The following is a 23807-nucleotide window of genomic DNA, read 5'->3' on the forward strand; positions in this document are numbered from 1 at the left end:
GCGCAGCGGTGATTTGATTTCCCCGTGGGGTCGCTACTGTGAGTGCATGGCGGTCACGGTGGAGCGGGCAGTGCTGGATCAGGCGGAAGACATCGTCCAGATGCACTGGGACGCAGAGGATTGGCTTGCCGAGCAGCAGATCGACCCGCCGAGCCGCGGTGATGTGTCGCTCGCCGATGTGCGTGAGCAGATCGAGGCCGGAGAATGGCGCGTCGCGCGCTCCGGTGGAATCGTGGCGGGCGCCCTGCGCGTGCTGCGCGCCGATCCCGACATCTGGGTCGACGACGAGGTTCCCGCTACCTACGTCGCGCGGGTGATGACGGATCGCCGCCATGCGAGCCCGGGGTTGGGGGCGCAACTGTTGCGGTGGGTGGACGAGCACGCCCGGAGCGAGGCCGTGTCCGTCGTCCGGCTCGAGTGCGTGGAAACCAACAGGCGACTGCGCACGTACTACGAGGAGCAGGGTTTCTTCCTGGTGGGCCGCCGGGACTTCGAGGTCGAATGGCCCAGCGTCGTGCTGTTGGAGAAGGCCGTTCGCTGACGTTCAGAGCGGATCGAGGATGCGGTGCAGGAATTGCCGTAGCCGCGGCCCGGTCGGGTTCGTCAGTAGGTCCTTCGCCGTACCGCGTTCGAGGACGACGCCGCCGTCGATGAACAGCACCTGATCGGCCACCTGCTGCGCGAACCGGATTTCGTGAGTCACGATCACCATGGTCCAGCCCTCGGTCGCGAGATCGCGGATCACGCGGAGGACCTCGCCGACGAGTTCGGGGTCGAGTGCGGACGTCGGTTCGTCGAACAACATCAGTTTGGGCTTCAGTGCGAGTGCTCGGGCGATTCCGACGCGCTGCTGCTGGCCGCCCGAGAGTTGGTATGGGTACTGATTCGCCTTGTCCTCCAGCCCCACCTGGGTGAGCAGTGCCAGGGCGTCGGCACGCGCTTCCTCTCTCGGCCGCTTCTGGACGACCACCGGACCCTCGGTGACGTTCTGAAGCACCGTCTTGTGCGGAAACAGGTTGTGGGCCTGGAACACCATGCCGCTCTGTGCCCGGAACCGAGCCAGGGTGGACCGGTCCATCTGGGCAGCGAAGTCGACCGACACTTCACCGATTGAGATCACGCCGGCGTCCGCGCGGTCCAGCGCATTGAGTGTTCGCAACACCGTGGTCTTTCCCGAACCGGACGGGCCGATGATCACGGTCACGGTGCCGGGCAGGACCTCGAAGCTGATGTCGCGCAGCACGCGATGTTCACCGAACGATTTCTCGACGCCGGAAACCTGGAGCAGTGGGGTGCGGGTGTCGGTCATCTGGCCACATACCTGTCGAGTCGGGCCTCGAGTCGGCCCTGAACGGCCGAGAGGACGATGCAGATCGCCCAGTAGTACAGCGCCGCGACACCGTACAGGGCGAAGAAGTCGAACGTGGGTGCGGCGGCGAGTTGCGCGACGCGCAGCAGTTCGGTGACGAGGATCGTCGAGGCCAGGGAGGTGTCCTTGACCAGCGAGATGAGCGTGTTGGACAGCGGCGGAACGGCCACACGGGCGGCCTGGGGGAGCACGATCCGCTGCAACGTCGTGGTGTATCCCATGCCGATGGTCTGGGCGGCTTCCCACTGACCTTTCGGGATGGACAGGATCGCCGAACGAATGACTTCCGCGGCGTAACCCCCGACGTTGAGGCTGAACGCAATCACCGCCGCCGGGAACGGTTCGAGCGTCACTCCGAATTGCGGCAACGCGTAGAAGACGATGAACAGCTGCACCAGCAACGGTGTGCCCCGGATGATCGAGATGTAGAAGCGGGCCGCGATCGACAACGGTGTGATCGAGGAGATTCTGGCCAGCGCGACGAGCAGGGCAATGACCAATCCGATGGTGAAGCTGACGATAGTCAGCGGAATCGTCATGGTGAGTGTGGCCTTCAGCATCGGCCACAGGTTGTCCAGGATCAGTTGGATCGTTGCGTCGTCCACTCCGGCGCTCCTCGTGCGTGCCGGTTCAGTTACTCGGCGCGGACACGTCGGTGCCGAAGTACTTGTCCGAGATCTTCGCGAGTGTGCCGTCGGCGCGCAGTTCGGCGAGCGCCTTGTCGATGTCGGGCATCAGGCCGCTGTCCTTCCGGGCAGCGAAGGCCTGTTCGCTCGTGTCGCCGGTCTCGGCCGCGATCTTCACGCCCGCGTCATTAGTCTGCTTCTGATACTCCGCGACGGCGAGGTTGTCGTTGACGGTGGCGTCCACTCGTCCGTCCTTCAGAAGTGTGATCGCCTGCACGAAGCCCTCCACGGACTCGACATTTGCCCCGGCGTCCCTTGCGACCTGAGCCCAGTTGCTGGTCGCGGACTGCGCTGCAGTCTTTCCGTTCAGATCGTCGAGTCCGGTAATCGAGTTGTCGTCGGCGCGGGTCACGATCACACCCTCCGACACCGTGTAGGGCGTCGACAGGTCGTACTTCTGGGTGCGCTCGTCGTTCACGGTGACCTGGTTGGCGACCAGGTCGTATCGCTTCGCCTCGAGGCCGGCGAAGATGGAGTCCCACGGGGTCTGGGTGAACTCGACGGACACACCGAGTTTGTCACCGACGGCGCGGATGACCTCGACGTCGTAGCCGGTGAGCTGACCGTCGGGGCCCTGATAGCTGAACGGCGTGTAGGTGCCCTCGGTGCCTACCTTGAGGACGCCCGCCTCGCGCACCTGGTCGATGACCGGGCCGGAGTCGGAATTGCTGCATCCTGCCAGGGACAGGGCGGTGACAGCGGCGATCAGGATGGCCGGAAGTGTGCGTCGCACGGTGTTCCTCCTCGTTCGGCGGATCAGCTCACCGTACTGGTCGAGTGCGGTTCGGAGAGGATCTTCCGGGCTTCGAGGTCTTCACCGCCGGCCCGGGCGTGGCAGGTGTCGTTGCAGACGCCGGCCCCGAAGTCGCCGATTTCCTCACGGCGGTCCGGCCGTCGGCAGCCAGTTATCACGTTGACCTCGAAGTCCGACTACGCCGCTCAAGCGATAGAGCCGCTGTCTACTTCGGTGCCATGCGGATGGCCCCATCGAGGCGGATGGTTTCACCGTTGAGCATGGCGTTGTCGATGATATGAGCCGCGAGAGCCGCGTACTCGGTGGCTCGGCCGAGGCGAGATGGGTGTGGAACTTGCTTGCCGAGTGAGGTTTGCGCATCCTCGGGAAGTCCGGCCAGCATCGGCGTTTCGAAGATTCCGGGTGCAATGGTGACTACTCGGATGAGATGGCGCGCAAGTTCGCGGGCAATCGGTAAGGTCATTGCCGCGACTCCACCTTTCGATGCCGCGTACGCCGGCTGACCGATCTGACCGTCGAATGCTGCTACGGATGCGGTGTCGATGATGACGCCACGCTCGCCGTCCACCGGCTCGGTCTGCGCAATCCACTCGGCTGCAAGTCGAAGCACGTTGAAAGTTCCGATCAAGTTGACGCGAATTACCCGCTCAAAATCTGCGAGCGGAAGGGGTCCGCTCTTTCCGAGAACCTTGCCTGGTGTTCCCACGCCAGCGCAATTGACTACCACCCGCAAATCACCGAGGGATGCGGCGAAGTCGATCGCCGACAGGACGTCACCAGACGAGGTGACGTCGGCGGCCACGAAGTAGGCGCGCTTGCCTATCTCTTTCGCAGCGACGTCTCCTCCGGAGGATGACAGATCCAGCAGTACGACGTGTGCTCCACGCTCGTGCAAGGTGCGGGCGGTGGCATTGCCGAGGCCGGATGCTCCACCGGTGACGACGGCAACGGCTTCGGTGATGTTCATTGGTTCTCCTCTGTTCTGGACAACTGATGCATTGCCGACCGTGAATAGTTGTGGCCATGTATGACGAAGAATTGGACGACCAGTGCCGCTGCCTGTCTTCTGGATCGAGGGTCTCGGCCGCCGGTGGAAACACCGCTGGGCGTCGGGATCAGAGGCGTTCGATGATGGTGGCGTTGGCCATGCCCGCGCCCTCGCACATCGTCTGCAGGCCGTAGCGTCCGCCGGTGGCCTCGAGCTGGTTGACCAGCGTGCCGAGCAGGCGGGTACCCGAGGAGCCGAGCGCGTGACCGAGGGCGATCGCACCGCCGCGCGGGTTCAGCTTGGCCGGGTCGGCACCGAACTCGTGCGCCCACGCCAGCGGCACCGGCGCGAAGGCCTCGTTGACCTCGTAGGCGTCGATGTCGTCGATGCTCAGACCCGACTTCGCGAGGATCTTCTTCGTCGCCGGGATCGGGGCGGTGAGCATGAACACCGGGTCGTCGCCCGCAACGGAGAACGAATGGAACCGCGCCCGCGGAGTCAGGCCCAGCTTGGCGGCCATCTCCTTACTCATGATCAGTGCACCGGACGCACCGTCGGTCAGCGGGGACGAGTTACCCGGGGTGATGTGCCACTGCGCCTCGGGGAACCGGGCCGCGTACTGGTTCCGGCATGTATGCCGCTCGAGGTCTGCGTCGCTCGAGCTAGCGGCGTCGGAGGATCAGTAGATGATGACGCCGCGGATGTTGAGGCCAGCGTGCATGTCGGCGTATCCCTGGTCGAGTTCGTCGAGGGAGTAGGTGCGAGTAATGATTTCGTCGAGTTTGAGTTGGCCGGCCATATACATGTCAAGCATCTTGGTGACGTCCCACATCGGGGCTACTCCGCCGAACATCGATCCCTGAATTCGCTTCTGATAGAGCGTCAGCTCGAAAGGAGAAATCGGCAGTCCGATGTGCGCCGAGTCGCCAAGCGCAGTGAGTACGACGGTGCCGCGCTTCGCGACGGAGTCGAAGGCTTCGGTGATGTGTTCGGGCTCGAGGGTGCCGACGGTGACGATGGTTGCCGCCGCGCCTTGCCCGTTGGTCAAGTTTCGGGCGATCTCGGTCGCCTCGGTCATGTCGGCGGCGGTGTGTGTTGCGCCGATCTCGAGTGCCTTCGATCGCTTGAATTCCACCGGGTCGACTGCAATGACGTTGGTAGCACCGCCGTGACGGGCTCCTTGCAAGGCGAAGGCGCCGATGCCACCGATGCCCATGACGATCACGGTGTCGCCGGGGACCGGCTGCGCCATGTTGAAACCGGATCCCCACCCGGTGTTGACGCCGCACCCGACCAAGCAGGCCTTGTCGAGGGGGATGGCTTTGTCGATCTTGACTGCGGACACCACGCCTACTGTGGTGTATTCGGAGAACGTCGAAACACCACACCACTGACCGACCGGTTTACCGTCGAGGGACATCCGCCAGCTCTGGGGGTCGTCGAATCGGGAGCCGAGCATCAAGTGCTGTGCGAGGTCGCAGAGGTTGCCGTGGCCTGTTGCGCACATCTTGCAGCGTCCGCACTGCGGTAAACAGGAAAGTACGACATGGTCGCCGACCTCCCAGCCGGGAGTATGCGGGCCGACCATCTCCACAACGCCGGCTCCCTCGTGTCCGACACACATCGGAAAGTGGCCGATGCCCATGTGCCCGGCGGCGATGCTGGCCTCGGTGTGGCAGAGACCGGATGCTGCCATCTTGACAAGTATTTCGCCCTGCCGAGGCTCGTCGAGATCCAGTTCGACGATCTCGAACTTGCCTGGCTGTTCGCGCAGTATCGCTCCGCGGGTTTTGATCGTTGCCATGCTGATGCCTGCTCCTATATGTCTCGACGTGTGTTCACGGAATTCGAGTGCGGTGTCAGAGGCGACGCCTGGGAGCCGTCCTAGCGCGAGATGCGAATGCCTTTGATCGAGGGGAATCGGTTACCGCAACGAGCCGAATTCCTGACTCCCGCATCCTGGCGAACTGGCTATACCGCCACGCTCCGATCTGCCGTTGCGTTCGTGGCTCGAAATCGAGTGAGTGGTCTGGAGACCAGCTTCCGGGGGCCTGATCCGGTGCGCGGAGCAGGCCCCCGGTTTCTGGTTCGACTTTGTTATCCGGCGGAGACGGCGGGCTGCGGAAGCGAAATCCTCGGCGCTACTTCGCTCTGGATCATCGCGAGAGAATTGAACCAGGGGGCGGGATCGTCGGAGTAGTCGTGGGATTCGATCTGCAGCGTGCCCCATCCGCCGCTGGCCTCGAACAACGTGTTGATCTTGTCTACCACGGTGTCCGGTGAGCCCACACAGAACACGTTGTCGACAACCCATTCCAGATCGACGTCGGCCCTGTCCGCTCCGGCGTCCTTGATGAATCCGTCCATCATGCCGAAGCGCCACCAGATCGGAATGAGGTAGCGCTCGAAGCAGTATCCGATTGGCCCTTCCATCACAAGCCGCTTCGCCTCCTTGTCCGTGTCGGCGACGAACACCGTCTGGGACACGTGATAGCGCGAACGATCAGCGACGTGCCCATTTGCCTCTGCGGCGGTGGAGTAGATGTCCCAATGCATCTTCAGGGCGTCCAGCCCGGAGAAGATCGACATCGGTCGGAATCCGCGCTCGCCCGCGAACCTCATCGACGGTGACTTGGCGCTGAATCCGGTCACGGCGATTTCCGGTGCACCACCCCACGGACTGAGGTCGGCCAGCTTGTGCTGGTCGTCGCCCTCGTCGCCGTGCTTCTCTTCCGGGTAGCCGGCGTTCCAGAAACGTCCTTCATAGAAGAAGGGTTCGCGCTTCCAGATCTTCTCCATGATGTCGAGTGACTCGCGGACCATCTCGTTGGTGAACTGAGTGTCTTCACCGTTCTTGATGCCATGAATGTACGAAGCGTCCGGATAGGCGCCGGCACCCACGCCGAGAAAGTACCGGCCCTCGAGGATCTGCGACAGCCAGCCGACCATGATTGCGAGCTTCGCCGGATTGTGGTGGGGAAGGATGTGAGCCATCGGCGCAAACTTGATCCGCTCGGTCTGGCGTGCGGCTGCTGCGATGATCAACTCTGGGTTGGGAATATTCTCCCAACGCTGTGAGGCATGCTCGGAGAACATGATCGAGTCGAAGCCGATCTTGTCGGTCTCGATGGCCTGCTTTACGCACCAGTCGAACGTCTGGCGCGCGGTCCGCTCGGGGCGCATGTACGGGTGGACGATGAGTCCTGTTTCCATTGCCATTGTTCTGTCCTTCTATCGGGTGAGGGTGTTTCCTGGGCGAGGACTTTGTGGCCACGCGCCTCGCCGGGCGGGTCGGTTCAGGAATAGAAGATGTCGTAAGCGTGTTTGGTGTCCATGTACTCCTTGACGTGAATAATTTTTCCGTCGGCGATGTCGAATAAGAAGTGATACTGGTTTTTGTAGACGCGGCCATTGTTGAGTTCTGCATAGGACTCCGCCTCGACGGCAACCCGGTCACCCTGAGCGACGGCACCTGTAGGTGTAATCTGCAGCGCACCTTCTCTATAGATGCTCGTCACACCGCGGAGGAGTTCGCCAAGTCGCTTCTTGTCGTAGTTGCCCGACATTCCCTCGATCTGCCCTGACACCCAGTAAGTCGCATCGGGGTGGAGGCAATCCAGGATGGCATCCACGTCTCCTGTCGAGAACACCTTGGCGAAATTATTGGCAATTTCTATGTTTTGTTCAGGGGTTGTCACGTACTTCTCCAGACATGATTCGGAATGGTCGTACTGTGGATGAATAACTTCGGATCAGCGTTAAAGCGCGCCGACGCCGGTTTCTATTTCCGCGAGGCGCTCTGCGAGTGCGCGCTTGTTGATCTTGGTCGCGGACATCGGCCAGTCATCGGGTTGGACGAGGTGCACCGCGCGGGGGACCTTGTACCGCGCGATCCTGCCTTGGCAGAACTGGATCACTTCCTCGGGCTCGACGCTGTGGCCTGCGCGAATCTCGATGAACGCGACGGGAACCTCGTCGAGACGCTCATCGGGTCGGCCGATCACGGCCGCGGCCTTGACGGCCGGATGCTCACACAGGAAGGCTTCGACCTCGATGGCCGCAACGTTCTCGCCGCCGACCTTCAGCATGTCCTTGAGCCTGCCGTGGAACACGAGGCAGTCCGTCTCGGTCCGACTGTACAAATCGCCGGTGTGGAACCACCCATCCGTGTCGATCGCTGCCGCTGTCTTGATCGGATCCTTGTAATAGCCCTCCGTGACGCAGTATCCGCGCACAAGCATTTCGCCCGGGGTGCCCTGAGGTTGGTCGGCGCCGGTGTCGGGATCGACGATGCGCAGCTCGATTCCAGGGGCAGCCTTGCCCTGGGTTCCCGAGCGGTCTGTGATGGTGTCGGATCGCTCGCTGAGCGCGTAAATACCAGCGGTTTCGGTCATCCCGCATGCGGCCACGAGTTCTGCGATGGGGAAGGTTTGCTGAACTTGCTCGATCAGGACTCGCGGTCCGATCAAGAACAAGTAGCGAAGCGAGTCGAGCGCTGCTGCGTCGAACGAGGGGTGGTCCAACAATGATTGCATCATCGCGGGGAACCACGGCCAGGCAGTGGTCGGACGCTCCTGCTTCATCAGCGTCAGGGCACGACCGGGTTCGAAATAGATATCAGTGACGTAGGTTCCTCCCGCTCCCATCGCTCCGATCAGCGGCGAGAGTGCGGCGATGTGGAAGAGCGGACCGCCGGCCCAGCTGATATGGCGATCGTCCGTCACGAGCCGTTTGCCGGCGCGCTCGACTGGCCCGCGGGTCAAAGCCTCATGGGTAAGGACGCAGCCTTTGGGGTTCGCGGTGGTGCCTGAGGTATACAGGATTGCTGCGGCGTCGCGAATTCTGACTCGCCGCCGAATCTGATCCATATCCGAGGGGGGAACCGTCTCCGCCAACCGATCAAGCGTCGAGCGGCCGACGAACCCTCGGTTGTTGCTCTCACCGCGGAGGAGTACTGCCTGCCGCAGCAGGGGTGCCTCCGGGAGGTGCAGGTCCCGGTCCGTGACGGCCTCGGCCAATGATGGAAGAGCGTCGTGCATGACGTCGACGAAGTCGACATAAGCGTCATCTCCGGACACCGTCAACACTGCGGCCAAGTCCGCGTTTCGGACGATGTACCCGAGCTCACTGGCCTTGTGTCGAGCATTGAGCGGAACGATCACACCGCCAATCAGCGCCGCGCCGAAGAAGCCCTCAATGAACTCGATTCCGTTCGGGGCGAGCAGACCGACGTGGTCGCCCCGACGTACCCCGAGGGCGATGAGTCCGCGCGCAACGTGCGTTGCCCGTTCGAGCACGTCTGCGTAGGTGTATCGGCTGTCCGGGAAAACAATCAAGTCCCGGTCGGGATGGCTCCGGGCCCCGCGGACCAGGAGATCTGCAACCGGTAGCACCTCGCACCAGTCACCAGTGTCAACCATGTCGTTCCTCGCTCGATCGTGAACACCAGGGGAGTTCCATCGGATGCCGGCGGAGTGTCCTCCGTCCGCCGGGCGCTGAGCCGCCGACTAACGGAACAGCTCCTCATCGGAACTCCGCGTCGGTGTGGTGCCCATCACTCTGCCGACTCCGCGGTGTGGATGGAACCCGTTCCTCTACGCGATCCACTACGCATCTAGTCGGGCTCGTGCGAGAGATATCTTCGTGCAGGTCAGAGCGGGGTTCACGGCTGGTCTGCGCGTGATGGGCGGCGTCGTGTCACATGCTGTCAGATCTTGACCCCGTAGTTGCACAGTGTCACGATGGCGCAGTGGACGGGGTTCCCCGACACCACGTCGCGCGGGGGTACCCAGGAAGGCATCGTGAACGCCGACGAATGGCGCGAAATACGCGAACTGCACGCGAAGGGCGCAACGATCAAGGGCATTGCCGAGAGTCTCGGTATGTCGCGGAATACTGTTCGTCGCGCACTTGCTTATGACGAGCCGCCCACAGACCACCGTCCCCGGAAGGGGTCGGTCGCCGACGCCTTCGAACCGGCGATTCGGACCCTGCTGGCCGAAGACCCGGACATCAGTATCGCCGACATTCACCGTGCTATTAATTGGGACAGATCACGGAACACCCTTGCCAAGTTGGTGCGCCACATTCGGTCGGAATCGTCGAACCAGCCACCAGAAGTCGCTCCGTATCGCCAGTACGGCAGCAGTATTCCGACCTTCTCGACGGGGTTCGTCGGTCGAGACGGGGAATTATTCGCCCTCCGGCGGCTCCTCGGTACCACACGCCTGATTACGATTACCGGTCCTGGCGGCATCGGAAAGACCCGCCTCGCTGTTCAGACAGCCACCGACTTCCGGAGGGCATTCGCCGACGGCGTGCGCTTCATTGAACTGGCGTCTTTGAAGACATCGGGGCTTCTTGCTCAGGAGGTCCTGGACGGACTGGGGATCGCTCAACCCGACCTGGTTGGGCGTCCGCTCGAGGAGGTCTTGGTTCACTACCTCAGGCACAAGCAGATGTTGATCATTCTCGACAACTGTGAGCACATCGTCGATTCCTGTGCGGACCTTGTCGCCTACCTACTTCGCCACACGTCGCAGGTCAGTATCATCGCCACCAGTCGTGAACGTCTCGCTGTCCCAGCCGAGCACGTTTTCACGTTGGCACCACTCTCGACGACACGCTCCGACGATTCCGGATCCGTCGGCGCCGCCCTCCAGCTATTCGAAAGCCGAGCGGCAGCAGTGCTTGCGGGCTTTTCCATCACCGATCGCAATCGCGACACTGTCCGTCGAATATGTAGCCAGCTGGACGGCATTCCGCTCTCGATCGAACTCGCCTGCGCACGATTGAGCGTGCTTTCGGTCCAAGACCTCGAGCAGCGGCTCGATCGACGGCTGGAGCTGCTGACGACCGGAAATCGGTCCGGACCCGAACGGCATCGCACCTTGCAGGCCACGGTCGATTGGAGTTACGAGCTCTGTACATCGGCCCAGCAAAAGCTATGGGCGCGCTTGTCCGTCTTCGTCGACGAGTTCGACCTACCGATGGCCGAACAGGTGTGTAGCGACGACGACCTACCCGCACAATTAATCCTCGACGGCATCTCCGCACTCGTGGGAAAATCGCTGCTGCAACGCGAGCAGAGGGGTGATTCGGCCCGATTCCGCATGCTTGAAACGATCCGCGAATACGGAGCCGGGAAGCTCAGTCCGACCGAAGCCGACGCGCTACAACTGAGGCACCTCGAGTCGTGCTCAACGCTTGTCAGGTCCTCCGTCGAGTCCTGGGCGAGCTCTGGACAACAGCGGGCAGGCGAATTGCTGCGGAGCAACCGGGCTAATCTGCGCAAGGCCTTGCACACCGCGCTATCGGCGGGAAGCGACAAGATGCTTTCCACCGCAACCGAACTCGTCTCAACGGCCTGGTTCCTCTGGTCCTCTGGATTTTCGGTGCGTGAGCATCGGATGTGGTTGATGCGTATCGCCGAGAGAGATACCGCTCCCACAGCTCGCCGAGGCCGGCTGCTGGCAACCCTGGGACTGGTCCAGACAATGCAAGGCGATCGGTCGGCGGCGTCCGATGTTCTCGACGAATCGATCCGACTCGCCTCGGCGTGCGGTGACGACGCGACCATAGCCTTCGCAACGCAGACCAAAGGACTGAAGGATTACCTGGACGGTGACTTCGAGTCGGCCGAACCGCTATTCAAAGACGCTCTGAACAGGTATGAGGAACTGCCCGAGAACATCGATCTGCTGTGGGCACTCCATATTGAAATGGGGATGTTCTACTGCTCCACCCTGGACACTGTGCGCGCTCTCGAGCATTTCGAGTTTGTGCGTGTGCACTCTGAACTCGCGGGGGAGCGATGGATGCTGTCCTATGCCGTTTATGGCCTCGGTCTCGCTGCCTTGGCGGATGAACGATACGATGAGGCACTGCGCCGTGCGATGGAAAGCCTCGCCCTGAAAAGGGAGTTCGACGACGTGGTCGGCACGTCTCTGGTAACTGACCTGCTCAGCTGGGCGGAGGCGGCCGCAGGGTCGAAAGAACGTTCGGCGGTCCTTCTCGGCGCGGCGTCGCGAATGTGGGAGTCGTTCGGCATGCAACTTTATGGATCCCGGCATTGGGTGGAGCGGCGCGCCGAGTTCGAGTCGACCGCCCGCACCGGCCTCGGGGATGAGCGGTTCGCACAATGTCGCCGCCGTGGAGCGGAGATGTCGATACCGGAGATGGTCCGGTTTGCTCTGAAAGAGGAAGTGCCTATCGAGCACAGATCTTCGGGGTCGTCAGCTGCCGCACTGCTGTCACCGCGCGAACACGAAGTCGCCCGGCATATTGCGGATGGACTGTCGAACAAGGAGATCGCGGCGCGGATGGTCCTGTCTCCCCGCACGGTCGAGGGCCATGTCGTCAGGATCCTCCGCAAGCTTGGAATGACTGGCCGCCACCAGGTAGCGACGGCCTTCGCGATGCACATGTAGTCGGCTAACCGCGCTCTAGGCATCTATGGCCGGGTGTTCACATTTACGTTGACGTTGACAGCGCGGGTAGTCGTCTGCGACGCTCGTCACATTCGCGGTGCCTGAGCTGACTTTGCCGATCTCAGGTAGTTATCAGCCAGCTCGATTGCAGCCACGAATCGAAGTCCTGAAGTCGCACACTCTCACAGAAGGAATCAACCTATGAACAGACTGGATGGCAAAGTCGCACTCGTCACCGGGGCAGCTCGCGGAATGGGGGCGTCCCACGCCCGGAAATTCGTCGAGGAGGGCGCCAAGGTCATCTTGACGGACTTGTCTGATGCCGCTGGCAAAGAGTTGGCCGAAGATCTTGGGGGCAATGCCCTCTTCCTTCATCACGATGTCACTGATCCGCAGTCGTGGGCCGAGGTGGTCGAACACGGCGTCCGTGCCTTTGGCGACATCACGGTCCTCGTCAACAACGCGGGTATTCTCGGACCCGTTACACAGACCGCAGAACTGAGTGAGGCCGACTATCGGACGGTGTGCGCGATCAACCAAGACGGGGTCTTCTACGGGATGAAGTCGGTCCTACCGTCCATGGAACGCGCAGGAATCGGCGCCATCGTCAACATCTCGTCCATCGCCGGAATCGCGGCCAACTACGGATTTCCCAGCCTCGCCTACGTTGCGAGCAAATTCGCGGTACGCGGCATGACGAAGGCAACCGCGATAGAGTATGGGCCGAAGAATATCAGGGTCAATTCCGTCCATCCGGGATTTATCCAGACACCGATGATGGTGGAAGCTACCGATGAATCGGGCGGTGACGCGCTCGGACTGATCCCTTTGGGAAGAATCGCCGATCCGAACGAGGTGTCCAATCTCGTGCTCTTCCTTGCTTCGGACGAATCCTCTTACATCACCGGTGCCGAACACCTTATCGACGCCGGCATGCTCGCCCAATAGGTTCGGCTCGTCCACCGGGGGGCAAATTGCGTACGGCCTACCAGCGCCTCGAGAGCTGATCGGAAGCCCGACGCGCACTCCAGAGCACTGCAGACTCATTCGTGGGTGGTTCGGCCGGGTGATTGTGGGCGGGGTGCCCCCGAGCTGAGCATCGCGACTGCGATGCCGGCCTCGGGGGGGGGGGGAACCTGAATCCGCGGCGGGTGAGGAGGCGAATCTTGGTGTTGACCGATTCGATCCGACCGTTCGAGAGCCCGTACTCGACAACTGTGAGCATCTCGTCGACGCAGTCGCGGTACTGACTGAGACGCTCATACGCACGTGGCGGAGAGCTGAAGATCGTGGCGACGAGTCGCGAGCCGCTGGGTATCGGCGGTGAGGCAGTTCTGCACGTTCCGCCGCTGACGGTCCCTGATGCAGAGAGTGATTCAACCGCGTCGACGCCGAGTGAATACGATGGTGTGATGCTGTTCATGGAGCGGGCCACGGCGGCAGTTCCGGGGTTCGAGTTAACCGATGAGAATCGGCCGACCATCACTCGAATCTGTCAACGACTCGAAGGTCTGCCACTGCCGATCGAGTTGGCTGTGGCCCGACTGCAGGCGCTGTCTTCGGATCAAGTCCTCCAACGTCTCACGGACAGACACAGACTGCTGACCGTGGGCAGTCGTGGTGCACCGACACGGGCTCAGGTTTCGGTATTCGCCGGAGTGTTCGAACTGGATGACGCGAATGGGATCTGCGGCCTGGGGATGTCACCGGAAGACCTACTCGATGCGTTGGCATCGTTGGTCGACAAGTCGATCCTGATTCGCGAGGAATCGGGCACCACAGTGTGTTTCAGGATGCTCGAGACGCTCCGCGAATATGGCCGCGAGAAGGCGGAAGATGCAGCCGAATTCGCAGACCTGCGTCGGCGTCACCACGACTGGTATCAGCGGTTAGTAGTCGAAGCCGAGACCGAGTGGATCAGTGCATACCAACTGGAGTGGATCACTCGTCTCGAACGTGAAAACTCGAATTTGCGAGAGGCGTTGGAATTCAGGTTGGCCGGGGATGACGATGCTGCGATCGAATCCAGCCTGATCATGACGCGACGCTGCTGCTGTTCTGGCTCATCCGTGGCCGGTTCAACGAAGGACGCAACTGGCTCGATCGTGCACTCGCGCGCAAGACCCGGGATTTGACGGCCGAACGCGTCAAGGCCTTGTATGCCGCGAGCGTTCTCGCCGAAGTACTGGGCGATCTCTCTGTCGCAGCTGACTTCGTCGCGGAGGGAGAAGCACTGGTCGCACAGGTGCCTGGCGACAAGGTGACTCATGCGCGGATTGCCCATGCCGATGGGCTCTACGCGATTCTACAGTGGCGATCTTCCTCGCGCATGCCCGCGTTTGGATGAAGGCCTCAGTGTGTTTGGGGAGGAACAGGATTCCGCCCTGCACATCTGGACTCTCATGATGCTCGGAGTGGCGTACCAGCTGAACGGTGACGCTCCTCGGGCTATCACTTGCCATGAGCAAGCACTCACGATCAATCCCGCGGTGAGTAGGTATATCGATCTTACTCATTGTGGGCGAGGGAGTCGCGGCAATTCAGCAGGATGACTTCGACGGTGCAGAGCGCACCTCGAGCAATGTTTGTGGCTGACTCGACGGGTGGACGAGCCGCTCACTGCTGCTGTCTGTTTGGAAGCTTTGTCATGGATCGCATGCCGACGTCAGACGTACGAGCGGGCGGCCGTACTCATGGGCGCGGCCGAGGCGATGGATCGCTCCGTGGGTAGTTCCGCAGTTTGTTCCACGACCTAACCGTCTACCACGACGAGTGTCAGGCGTTGACCCGCGAAGCACTCGGTCCGAATAGGTACCACGAAGCGCAGAAGTACGGCGCTTTTGCTGGGGTTCGATCCCGCAGTCGCCTACGGCCTCGGGGAGCCGTCCGTTGGCCGCAGCGCGGATGCCGGTCACACAGAAGACCCGAACTGAGCGGTCAACTGAGGGTGACCATTTCCAGGCGGGATTCGTTGGAATGTCCGGTGGTCGACATCGAGTCCCCCTCAATGCCGGCGCCGGTGCGATTGTTTTCAGCACCGGCACCGGCATTGAGGGGGTGAGTCGCGCGCGGCGGACTTCAGTCCCTCACTGATGTTCGATCATCATCTGACTGTGTAGTTCTCCAGATCGGGCCGTCGCGTCATCTCCCAGTACTCGACGTTGAGGAACGGCATGACGAAGACGACTCGTCCGCGCGAGTTGCGGTAGTAGGTTGACATCCCACGGTGGGTCCAGACGGTGCGGGCGTGGGTGGTATCGACGAGCTCGTTGTACTGCTCGGTTGCATCGGTTCGTGCGTCGATGGCGGCGATGTCCTGTTCGAACATTTTGGTCAGTAGGCCCCGGATGTACCGCATTTGAACTTCCATGAAGAACATGAAGCTGCCGCTACCGGGGAAGGAGTTCGGGCCGCCGAGCATGAAGAAGTTGGGGAACTGGGGAACCGAGACACCCAGGTACGCCCGTGGGTCGTCATCATTCCATGCTTCTCGCAGGGACAGTCCATCGACTCCGCGCACATCGAGCGAGGAGACGAAGCGGGCGGCCTCGAACCCCGTAGCCCAGACGATGATGTCGGCGTCGATCTCGGCTCCGGATGCGCTGACGAGTCCCGTCTCGGTCACGGCGGCAACCGATTCGTTGACGAGGTCGACGTTGTCCCGACGCAGGGCTTCGTACCAACCGTTGTCGAGCAGGATGCGCTTGCCGAACGGGGGGTAGTCGGGCATCACCTTGTCGAGGAGATCGGTACGGTCGCCGACCTGCGCAGTGATGTACCGCGTGAAGTACTCACGGTGCGCATCATTCCGAGCGTTGACAGACCGCTCGGGGTGTTCCCACTCAGGATCGACGCGCAGGGACTCGATGACCTTGTCGCCGAACTGCCAGAACAGTCGAATCCAGTACCAGCTGTGATAAAGGGGGCACGACTGCAACAGTCGCCGAAGTTCCGTGGGGATGGGCATCCGGAACTTCTCGAAGGGTGCCACCCATTGTGGTGAGCGCTGAAAGACCGTCAGGTGTTCGACCCGATCCGCGATGGCGGGAGTGATCTGCATCGAGCTGGCGCCGGTACCGACGATGGCGACCCGCTTGCCTTCGACCTCGAGTCCTTCGGGCCAGTTGGCTGAGTGGAAACTCGTTCCACGGAAGCTCTCCATGCCGGGGAGATTCGGTGTTACCGGTCGATTGAGAACACCGACAGCACTGATGACGACATTGGAGCGCAGGGTCTCGATCGATCCGTCAGCGTTTCGTACCTCAACGTGCCACCCTCGTGACGTCTCGTCGTAGGTCGCGGCGAGAACTTCGGTGTTGTACCGGACTCGTTCGTTGCCGCCGACCTCCTTGAGGACGCGCCCAAAGTACTCCTGAAGTTCGTTGCGTAGTTCGAAGTGGGTGTTCCAGTCGTTCTTGGCGAACGAAAAGGAATACAGGTGGCTGGGGGTGTCGACGCCGGCGCCGGGGTAAGTGTTCTGCCACCAGTTGCCGCCGGCTTCCGGTTGCTTTTCGAGAATTATGTAATCGATGCCCATGTCTTCGAGCTGATGAGCTGCTGCGATGCCGGCGACACCAGTGCCGATCACGATGACGTTGAATCCGACGGGTGGTTCGACGGGGGGGAGTGCGAGCTCGGGGGCGTTCGGCGCTGCGCGGCGCGCCAGCTCGAGCGACAACATCGGGCCGTACTGGTCTGCGACCGGCTCGCCCATGCAGACGCTGATCATCCGGACTGTCTGTTCAGCTGTCGGTGCCTCGATCGCGGGCTTGACTCCGGCCTGGAAGTCCAGGATTGCCTGCACTGCCGCCTGGCGGATTTCCTCCTGGATCTCCTCGGTGAGTCCTCCGGAGTCGTGGTCGCCGAGACCCTTACCGCGTGTGGGGCGGTAGGGCTGCTCGAGCCACTTCTCCTCTCCGGTCGTTTGGTAGACCACCATCAGCAGAGCGGGGACATTCGCGATGGACACCGCAGTCCGTACCTCGGACTCACTGAGGCCGTCCGGGTTGAACTGACTCGACTCGGTCGCGGTTGCGGATGTGACCGGACTGGCTGTCTGCATATCTGACTACCTCTCGCGGGGGCCGAACGTTGTAGCGGCAGAGAATCAAGCGATGACGACTCGTTCAACGTTCGCGTTGATTATTCGTTGATGCCATGGTCGCAGCCGGTCGCGCAGTTTGTCAACGTGTGAGTTGAAAATCGAGTGAATGCAGTGCGGGGCACGATCGGCAATCTATCTACATCGCCGTTGACAGGGAATGGTGGATGTGCCAGCCTCATTCCTGGCTGTGCCGTGTATCACACACCAGTGTCAGCCGATCCCACTAGGTGGTTCGCTGGCTCTCACCAGAACGGAATCGCAATGACTCACGCCATTACCTCGGACTCCTCTACCGAGAGGGTGCTCGATCTGCGCGCCTCCCGGAAGGCGCTGATCGCCGGGTCTCTCGGCAACCTCGTCGAATGGTACGAATTCGCTATCTACGCATATATGGCACCGATTTTCGCGCCGCTGTTCTTCCCTTCCGGCAATCCGACGACGGCGATCCTGTCGACGTTTCTCATCTTCGCGCTCGCGTTCTTCTTGCGTCCTGTCGGTGCTGTCGTCTTTGGACGTTTGACCGATCGAATCGGACGCCGGCCCGTACTGGCGATGATCATCGGGCTGATGGCCGCGTCCACCACGGTTATAGGACTCCTGCCCACGCACGCCCACATCGGGATGCTGGCGCCGATCTTGCTCACTCTCTGCCGTGTCGGTCAAGGCTTGTCGGCCGGTGGTGAGATGGGCGGCGCCGTTTCACTGATGGTGGAGTCCGCACCGTCGAACAAACGCGGGGTGTACGGGTCCTGGTCTTTCGTGGGAACCACACTGGGATTCGTTCTCGGTGGTGGAGTGGCAACAGTGCTGGCGATTGCCCTTTCCGACGCTCAGTTGGCGTCGTGGGGATGGCGAGTCGGCTTCCTGCTCGCCGCCCCAATGGGTGTCGTCATCCTCTATCTGCGGATGCGCGTCGACGAGACACCGCACTTCAAGCACATGACTATCGAACGCGCAGCGCATGACCCGTCGTCGGAGGTTTCGTCGGCACCGCAAGGACGCTCGTTGATCTACTTTCTCGTCACGATGGGTGCCGTCGTCGTCTACAACGCGGTCGGAAACACCTTCATGGTCGGGATGCCGGCGTTCTTGTCGAAAAGCTTCGAGATGTCCTTCGAACGCTCCTACCTGCTCGCGTTGATCACCGGGATCATCGCGGCAATTTCCATGCCGATCTTCGGTGCCATGTCCGATCGAGTGGGGCGTCGTCCTGTCCTACTGGGGGGTTCAGTGGCCGTTGTGGTGCTTTCCTATCCCCTTTATGCCATGCTCAACTTCGGTTTCGCGGGTGGTCTGACCGCGCTTGCGCTCGCTGGGGTGCTTATCGGTGCAGTGGGGGGACCGATGCCGGCCTTTCTTTCCGAACGCTTCCGCACACGAAACCGAGCCACCGGAATTTCCGTCACCTACACGCTCTCGGTGGCGTTGTTCGGAGGCACGGCGCCGTACATCATCACGTGGATGGCCTCGGCGACCGGTGATCCGTTGTCCGCGGCCTACTACACACTCGGCTGCGCCGTGATCAGCGCGATCGCTCTGCTCACAATCCGCGGTGTCGATCGGGACCAGCATCGCGCGGCGCTCGAAGACTGACGGTGAGCGGGCGCCCGCCTCCCTCGGGGGGCGGGCGCTTCCGCCGCTGTATCACCATGTGTCGAGATGCCACCGAACCCGTTCAACGGGTTTGCTGTTGGCGCGGTCGAAGGTCTGCACGATCCACGCTCTGGTGTCGGCCGGATCGATGACATCGTCGATCTCGAAGACCGATGCTGCGTTCGTGGCACGGCCCTGGGCCTCGTAGTCGGCCAATAGAGACTGAAAGGTCTGCTCGCGTTCGTTCGGGTCGTCGATAGCGTCGAGTTCTCGGCGGAACCCGAGCCGCACTGCCCCTTCGGGCCCCATAGCGCCGAGATCTCCAGTCGGCCAAGCGAGCATTGCGTCCGGAACTCGAAAGCTTCCGCCGGCCATGGCCTGCCCTCCGAGTCCGTAAGACTTGCGGATTACGATCGCGCACAACGGAACAGCGAGATTTGGGCCGGTAACAAGCAGTCGGCTGACATGCCGCACCATAGCCGTCTCTTCTGCTTCGGGGCCTACCATGAATCCGGGGGTGTCGCAGAGGGACACAATCGGCAGTTCATAGGTATCGCAGAGCCGAAGGAAGCGCGCCATCTTGTCGGCCCCGTCGCTGTCGATCGCGCCGCCGCGGTGACGTCCGTCGTTCGCGACGATGCCCATCGGTCGACCCTCCACCCGAGCCAGGCACGTGACTATTCCTCGACCGAATTGCTCTCGAAGCTCGAGTACCGACTCCTCATCGGTCAGGGTGTGGATGAGCGCACGAATATCGAACACCCGAGATCGTCGCTCGGGTACGGCGTTGCGCAATCGACGTTGATCGGCGCAGGACCACTGACGGGCAGAGCCCTGGAAGTAGCCGAGGTACTTCTTGGTGGCGGCTACGGCCGCAGCCTCGTCATCGACGAGAATGTCGACGACTCCATTGGCCGCCTGGACCGGGGCGGGCCCGATAGCCTCCGGCGCGAACGTCCCCAGCCCACCTCCCTCGATCATGGCCGGTCCGCCCATCCCGATGTTCGCGTCGCCGGTTGCGATGACGACGTCACAGGCACCGAGCAGTGCCGCGTTGCCTGCGAAGCAACGGCCAGCCGCAATGCCTACCGTCGGAACGTGTCCGTTGAGCCGACCCAGCGCGACGAACGTTCCCAGGTCCATCCCGGTTGCCTTGGCCTGGTTGTCGGTGTCCCCGGGACGGCCGCCGCCCCCTTCGGCGAAGATGATCACCGGTGTTCCCCGTCGCCGGGCGAGTTCGAACATCCGCTCGGCCTTCTTGTGGTTCTGCAGTCCCTGGGTTCCCGCCAGCACGGTGTAGTCGTACGCGAGGGCGGCGACCTGGGTGTTCTGCGCGTCGGACTCGGCTGCGCTCACCCTGCCGAATCCGGCGACGAGGCCGTCGGCAGGTGTATTGGCTTCGAGGTCGTCCAGCGTCCGCCGTCGACGTTGCGCCGCGATGACAAGCGGGCCATATTCACGAAAGGAGTGCGGGTCGAAAAGGTCTGCGAGGTTCTCGCGGGCGGTCCGTTTCCCGGCCAGGTGCCTTCGTGCGCTGGCTTCTGGACGGGCGGCGTCCAGACCGGCCTCGTGGCGATCTCTGATTTCGGCGATATCGGAACGGATGTCGTCCAGATCGGGCAGCCCACAAGTGGCGGTTGTGGCGGGCGCAGGCTGGCCGTCGATGGCGACCGCCGCGAGCGTTGCGACCTGGGCTCCCTCGGCGACAAAGTCACCGACCTGCACAGTCACCTTCTCCAGTCGTCCGGCGGCCGGGGCGATTATCTCATGCTCCATTTTCATGGCCTCGAGAATTGCTACCGGTTCCCCCTGCTCAACCCACTGCCCGGTTTCGCCGGCGATCGAAACCACCGTTCCGGCCGACGGTGCGAATAGGTCGGTGGCCTGTGTGTCTTCTGCAGACACCGGTACGCGCGATGATCCGAGCAGGTAATCGTCGACGAAGCTCGTCGTCATCGCACCACGCGGAATCGCAGGGTCGGCCAGCACCGACCGCAGCAGCGCCAGGTTGGTGGGCACCCCCTCGATGACGCTACGACGCAGCTGGGCCTCGAGGTGAACCAGAACCTGCGCCAAGGTCGCGCCCAGCCGGTGAACGATGATCTTGGCCAGGAGCGGATCGTAGGCATTGGTTGCCTGCATACCTGCGTAGCCGTGGCTTTCCACCCGTATACCGGATCCGGCCGGAAGGTCGAACCGCGTGATCTTCTGTGTGGGGGAGACCGCGGGCTCGAGGGTGACTCGCGCTTCGACAGCGATTCCGCGCGGGTTTCCGATGGCCTCCTGGGAAAGACCCTGGTCCGTCAGCGACACCCCCTCCGCTATGGCAATCTGGGCTGCGACCAGGTCGACGCCCGTGATTTCTTCGGTGACACCGTGCTCGACCTGCAGCCGTGGATTTCCTTCGATGAAGTAGTAGAGGTCGGGAGAGTCGGCATCGACAAGGAATTCGAATGTGCAGACACCTCGGAAGTGTGTGGCCCGCGCGAGATCGAGTGCGGAGCGCAGAAGAGCCGATCGCGTCGGGTCCGGCAAATGTGAAGCAGGCGCGATCTCAATGAGCTTCTGATGGCGGCGCTGAATCGTACAGTCGCGGTCCCAGAGGTGTATCGGGTCGCCGGCACCGTCGCCGAGCACCTGAACTTCGATGTGCCACGCCCGCGGAAGATAGCGCTCGACATAGACTTGTGATTGCCCGAAACCACGCAGCGCCTCGGATCCACAACGAATGAGCGCTTGTCCGATGTCGGCGGAGTTTGTCACGACCCGCATTCCGCGGCCGCCGCCACCAGCGAGAGCCTTCACCATGACCGGGCCGCCCGAGTGCGCTTCCATGAAGGCCAGCGCTTCCGGAAGACCCGTCGCACCATTTGTCGCAGGAAGGACAGGAACTCCGATCTCTTCGGCCAGAGCCCTCGTCGCCGACTTGTCACCGAAGAGCCGGAGTGTCTCGGAGTCGGGTCCCACGAATGTAATACCTGCGCGTGCACAGGCGTCGGCCAGTTCCGGATTTTCGCTCGCGAATCCGTATCCGGGATGGAGCATGGTGCATCCGGACGTGATGGCTGCGTTGACCATTTGATCGATGTCGAGGTAGGCAGCCGCGCCGCAACTCGCCAGCGGACGCACCTCGTCGGCCGCACGGACGTGGGTTGCTTCGGACTCGTCGACGCTGTGAACCGCGACGGTGCGAAGCCCATATCTGCGGGCGGTGCGGATGATCCTCAAAGCGACCTCGCCGCGGTTAGCGATGAGTAAGCCCGGCAATCGCTTTCCCTTCGTTGTCACTGGGTCGGCGGAAACCGTCCCCTTCTCGAGGATGGTCAGGTTACGGTGGGCGTGCATCCGCCCAGCCTCGCGGTGACCCTCTCGGCCGCCGTCATCAATCGATTCCGATACTGTTCGACCGTCGCCCCGGACAGTTGGCGGGGGAGCTGGTAGAGGCTCAAGAGGAGCGCCGGTTGGGAATCTTCACCGAATACGGGCGCGCTGATGATTCGGACGTCATAGGTGGCAGCGGGTTCGATTTCGGCTGGCTCGTATCCCTCCAGACTGAGGGCACGGGCGGCCTCGGTGACATCAGATGCCAGATCGCCCGTGGCACCGGTAAGCGGCAGACGCGCAACGGCCCCTTCGAACCGCACTTGTGCGTCGCTGCGAAGCACAAGTGACCAGCCGCGGTCGCGGACACGGGATATCGCCTGCTCGAGCAGGGCACGATCGAGAGCCCCGCCGCCGCGTCCGATCCACTTGTCTCGTTCGCGTCCCTCGGACCATGCCATCAGTGGGAGGGCGAGTGGGGGCACAAAGGGCATTCGCTGCCCGAGTCGGGTGTGTGGTGACGTCGGTAGAGTGCTTGCCATGCTGCTGCCGACCAGGACCAGCTGATCCCGAATCGCGACCGAGGCGCAGCATTCGACTCCTAGCTCGCGGGCGACCGCGTCCATTTCCGAACGTGCCTGATCGACGATGCTGAGGGGGCGCAGCAGGTCAGCCTCACCGGGTGCGGTGAGGGAGGTCGACGAGAAACAGCCGTAACCACCTTGGAAGAAGATGAGCGGTGAGGCGGCATCATCGACCTCGAGCGAGGTAACCCGACCGATCACCAGGAAATGGTCACCGGCGTCGTGGATTGTTTCGATTGTGCAGTCGATCCAGGCGATGCACTCGTGAATTCGAGGATTGTTGCGATTGGTCGGCGTCCAGGAGATCGACGCAAACTTGTCTGATCCCTTCATTGCCAGACTTCGGCAGACGTCCTGTTGGCCGGCGCCGAGCACGTTGACGCAGAAGCGACCGGATTCCCGGATCTTCGGGAAGGTGCTGGAACTTTTGTCGGGGAGGAACGCGACCAGCGCGGGATCCAGCGATACCGATGTGAAGGAGCCGACGGCCATGCCGACCGGCCCTCCCGCGGAATCAGTGGAGGTGATCGCCACGACGCCGGTCGGGAAGTGGCCGAGCACAGTCCGGAAATGTCCCGGGTCGATCACTGTGCTGGTGTCGGTGAGTGTCATCGGGTTGTCCTTCTCGGCTCAGGACCCAAAGGCCTGATCGGTGTGTGTGCTTGCGTTGAGTCTGGTTTCCGAGTATGGGTCGGCCGCTGTGCTGCCATGCCGTCCTCGAGATCCGAGCGCCTTCCGATCACCCCGGTCTGTTCGAGGTGGAACTGCACCAAGTCTCCGTCTCGGTCGGGCATGTGACGTGCGTCGCTCTAAGGACGATCGTCGCATCGACCTTCACGCCGTGTCAACTGTTATGTTGACAAACGTCTACAATCATGTTGATGCCAGATGGAGCGTGTGCGTGACGCCAGAAGCCTCGTGAAGTGCTCAGATAATGATCCTGGGACACGGGATGGGCGAAGAATAGGGAGCAAGTGCG

The 23807-nt window shown here is 62.1% G+C and carries 16 protein-coding genes and 2 pseudogenes; 5 read left to right on the forward strand and 13 right to left on the reverse strand.

Annotated features, from left to right (window positions below; genetic code table 11):
• Positions 1 to 46 precede the first annotated feature (46 nt).
• Positions 47 to 541, forward strand: coding sequence for a GNAT family N-acetyltransferase (locus CBI38_RS08615; protein WP_109328083.1), 495 nt, complete (start codon positions 47 to 49; stop codon positions 539 to 541).
• A gap of 3 nt (positions 542 to 544) precedes the next feature.
• Here the strand turns inward: CBI38_RS08615 and CBI38_RS08620 are convergent, their stop codons facing one another.
• The 9 genes and pseudogenes from CBI38_RS08620 to CBI38_RS08660 form a co-directional block, all read right to left on the reverse strand.
• Complete coding sequence (locus tag CBI38_RS08620) at positions 545 to 1309, reverse strand: amino acid ABC transporter ATP-binding protein (protein WP_109328085.1); 765 nt, start codon at positions 1307 to 1309, stop codon at positions 545 to 547.
• Entirely contained in the window at positions 1306 to 1974 is a 669-nt protein-coding gene (locus CBI38_RS08625) for an amino acid ABC transporter permease (RefSeq protein WP_109328087.1), read from the reverse strand. The genes CBI38_RS08620 and CBI38_RS08625 overlap by 4 nt, the downstream gene beginning before the upstream one ends.
• Positions 1975 to 1999: 25 nt before the next feature.
• Positions 2000 to 2788, reverse strand: a complete 789-nt coding sequence (locus CBI38_RS08630) for an amino acid ABC transporter substrate-binding protein (protein ID WP_109328088.1) — start codon at positions 2786 to 2788, stop codon at positions 2000 to 2002.
• A gap of 226 nt (positions 2789 to 3014) precedes the next feature.
• Positions 3015 to 3776, reverse strand: coding sequence for an SDR family NAD(P)-dependent oxidoreductase (locus tag CBI38_RS08635; protein WP_109328090.1), 762 nt, complete (start codon positions 3774 to 3776; stop codon positions 3015 to 3017).
• A 148-nt stretch (positions 3777 to 3924) separates the two neighbouring features.
• A pseudogene (locus CBI38_RS08640) lies at positions 3925 to 4419 on the reverse strand (steroid 3-ketoacyl-CoA thiolase); the annotation flags it as partial.
• Positions 4420 to 4476: 57 nt separating this feature from the next.
• Complete coding sequence (locus tag CBI38_RS08645) at positions 4477 to 5592, reverse strand: NDMA-dependent alcohol dehydrogenase (protein ID WP_109334946.1); 1116 nt, start codon at positions 5590 to 5592, stop codon at positions 4477 to 4479.
• Positions 5593 to 5894: 302 nt separating this feature from the next.
• Positions 5895 to 7016: an LLM class flavin-dependent oxidoreductase gene (locus CBI38_RS08650; RefSeq protein ID WP_109328092.1), complete on the reverse strand. Its 1122-nt coding sequence runs from the start codon at positions 7014 to 7016 to the stop codon at positions 5895 to 5897.
• 77 nt (positions 7017 to 7093) lie between these two features.
• Positions 7094 to 7495, reverse strand: a complete 402-nt coding sequence (locus CBI38_RS08655; RefSeq protein ID WP_109328094.1) for a nuclear transport factor 2 family protein — start codon at positions 7493 to 7495, stop codon at positions 7094 to 7096.
• A 60-nt stretch (positions 7496 to 7555) separates the two neighbouring features.
• Positions 7556 to 9217: a class I adenylate-forming enzyme family protein gene (locus CBI38_RS08660; protein WP_109328096.1), complete on the reverse strand. Its 1662-nt coding sequence runs from the start codon at positions 9215 to 9217 to the stop codon at positions 7556 to 7558.
• 381 nt (positions 9218 to 9598) lie between these two features.
• Here CBI38_RS08660 and CBI38_RS08665 point away from each other — a divergent pair, with 381 nt between their 5' ends.
• Positions 9599 to 12226 carry a LuxR C-terminal-related transcriptional regulator gene (locus CBI38_RS08665; protein WP_230990111.1) on the forward strand — a complete coding sequence of 876 codons (2628 nt, stop codon included), beginning with the start codon at positions 9599 to 9601 and terminating at the stop codon, positions 12224 to 12226.
• 201 nt (positions 12227 to 12427) lie between these two features.
• Positions 12428 to 13174 (forward strand): glucose 1-dehydrogenase, encoded by a 747-nt coding sequence (locus CBI38_RS08670; RefSeq protein ID WP_109328100.1) that lies wholly within the window; start codon positions 12428 to 12430, stop codon positions 13172 to 13174.
• A 95-nt stretch (positions 13175 to 13269) separates the two neighbouring features.
• Here the strand turns inward: CBI38_RS08670 and CBI38_RS38895 are convergent.
• Positions 13270 to 13439: pseudogene (locus CBI38_RS38895) on the reverse strand (ISL3 family transposase); the annotation flags it as partial.
• A gap of 208 nt (positions 13440 to 13647) precedes the next feature.
• Here CBI38_RS38895 and CBI38_RS08680 point away from each other — a divergent pair.
• Complete coding sequence (locus CBI38_RS08680) at positions 13648 to 14361, forward strand: ATP-binding protein (RefSeq protein ID WP_472515504.1); 714 nt, start codon at positions 13648 to 13650, stop codon at positions 14359 to 14361.
• Positions 14362 to 15329: 968 nt separating this feature from the next.
• Here the strand turns inward: CBI38_RS08680 and CBI38_RS08690 are convergent.
• Positions 15330 to 17288, reverse strand: a complete 1959-nt coding sequence (locus tag CBI38_RS08690; RefSeq protein WP_109328107.1) for an NAD(P)/FAD-dependent oxidoreductase — start codon at positions 17286 to 17288, stop codon at positions 15330 to 15332.
• A 303-nt stretch (positions 17289 to 17591) separates the two neighbouring features.
• Between CBI38_RS08690 and CBI38_RS08695 the strand changes: the two genes are divergently transcribed.
• Positions 17592 to 18923: an MFS transporter gene (locus tag CBI38_RS08695; RefSeq protein WP_109328109.1), complete on the forward strand. Its 1332-nt coding sequence runs from the start codon at positions 17592 to 17594 to the stop codon at positions 18921 to 18923.
• 51 nt (positions 18924 to 18974) lie between these two features.
• Here the strand turns inward: CBI38_RS08695 and CBI38_RS08700 are convergent, their stop codons facing one another.
• Together CBI38_RS08700 and CBI38_RS08705 are read right to left on the reverse strand one after the other, a co-directional pair.
• Positions 18975 to 22268, reverse strand: coding sequence for a carboxyl transferase domain-containing protein (locus CBI38_RS08700; RefSeq protein WP_204164895.1), 3294 nt, complete (start codon positions 22266 to 22268; stop codon positions 18975 to 18977).
• Positions 22247 to 23440, reverse strand: a complete 1194-nt coding sequence (locus tag CBI38_RS08705; protein WP_109328111.1) for a flavin reductase — start codon at positions 23438 to 23440, stop codon at positions 22247 to 22249. Before CBI38_RS08705 ends, CBI38_RS08700 begins: the two co-directional genes overlap by 22 nt.
• Positions 23441 to 23807: the final 367 nt, after the last annotated feature.

The organism is Rhodococcus oxybenzonivorans (assembly GCF_003130705.1).
Classification (GTDB): domain Bacteria; phylum Actinomycetota; class Actinomycetes; order Mycobacteriales; family Mycobacteriaceae; genus Rhodococcus_F; species Rhodococcus_F oxybenzonivorans.

What these genes read in the sequence shown, in the direction of transcription:
- CBI38_RS08615 (WP_109328083.1), top strand. Translation starts at nt 47, where the DNA reads ATGGCGGTCACGGTGGAGCGGGCAGTGCTGGATCAGGCGGAAGACATC.
- CBI38_RS08620 (WP_109328085.1), bottom strand. Translation starts at nt 1,309, where the DNA reads ATGACCGACACCCGCACCCCACTGCTCCAGGTTTCCGGCGTCGAGAAA.
- CBI38_RS08635 (WP_109328090.1), bottom strand. Translation starts at nt 3,776, where the DNA reads ATGAACATCACCGAAGCCGTTGCCGTCGTCACCGGTGGAGCATCCGGC.
- CBI38_RS08650 (WP_109328092.1), bottom strand. Translation starts at nt 7,016, where the DNA reads ATGGCAATGGAAACAGGACTCATCGTCCACCCGTACATGCGCCCCGAG.
- CBI38_RS08660 (WP_109328096.1), bottom strand. Translation starts at nt 9,217, where the DNA reads ATGGTTGACACTGGTGACTGGTGCGAGGTGCTACCGGTTGCAGATCTC.
- CBI38_RS08670 (WP_109328100.1), top strand. Translation starts at nt 12,428, where the DNA reads ATGAACAGACTGGATGGCAAAGTCGCACTCGTCACCGGGGCAGCTCGC.
- CBI38_RS08680 (WP_472515504.1), top strand. Translation starts at nt 13,648, where the DNA reads ATGGAGCGGGCCACGGCGGCAGTTCCGGGGTTCGAGTTAACCGATGAG.
- CBI38_RS08690 (WP_109328107.1), bottom strand. Translation starts at nt 17,288, where the DNA reads ATGCAGACAGCCAGTCCGGTCACATCCGCAACCGCGACCGAGTCGAGT.
- CBI38_RS08695 (WP_109328109.1), top strand. Translation starts at nt 17,592, where the DNA reads ATGACTCACGCCATTACCTCGGACTCCTCTACCGAGAGGGTGCTCGAT.
- CBI38_RS08700 (WP_204164895.1), bottom strand. Translation starts at nt 22,268, where the DNA reads ATGCACGCCCACCGTAACCTGACCATCCTCGAGAAGGGGACGGTTTCC.
- CBI38_RS08705 (WP_109328111.1), bottom strand. Translation starts at nt 23,440, where the DNA reads ATGACACTCACCGACACCAGCACAGTGATCGACCCGGGACATTTCCGG.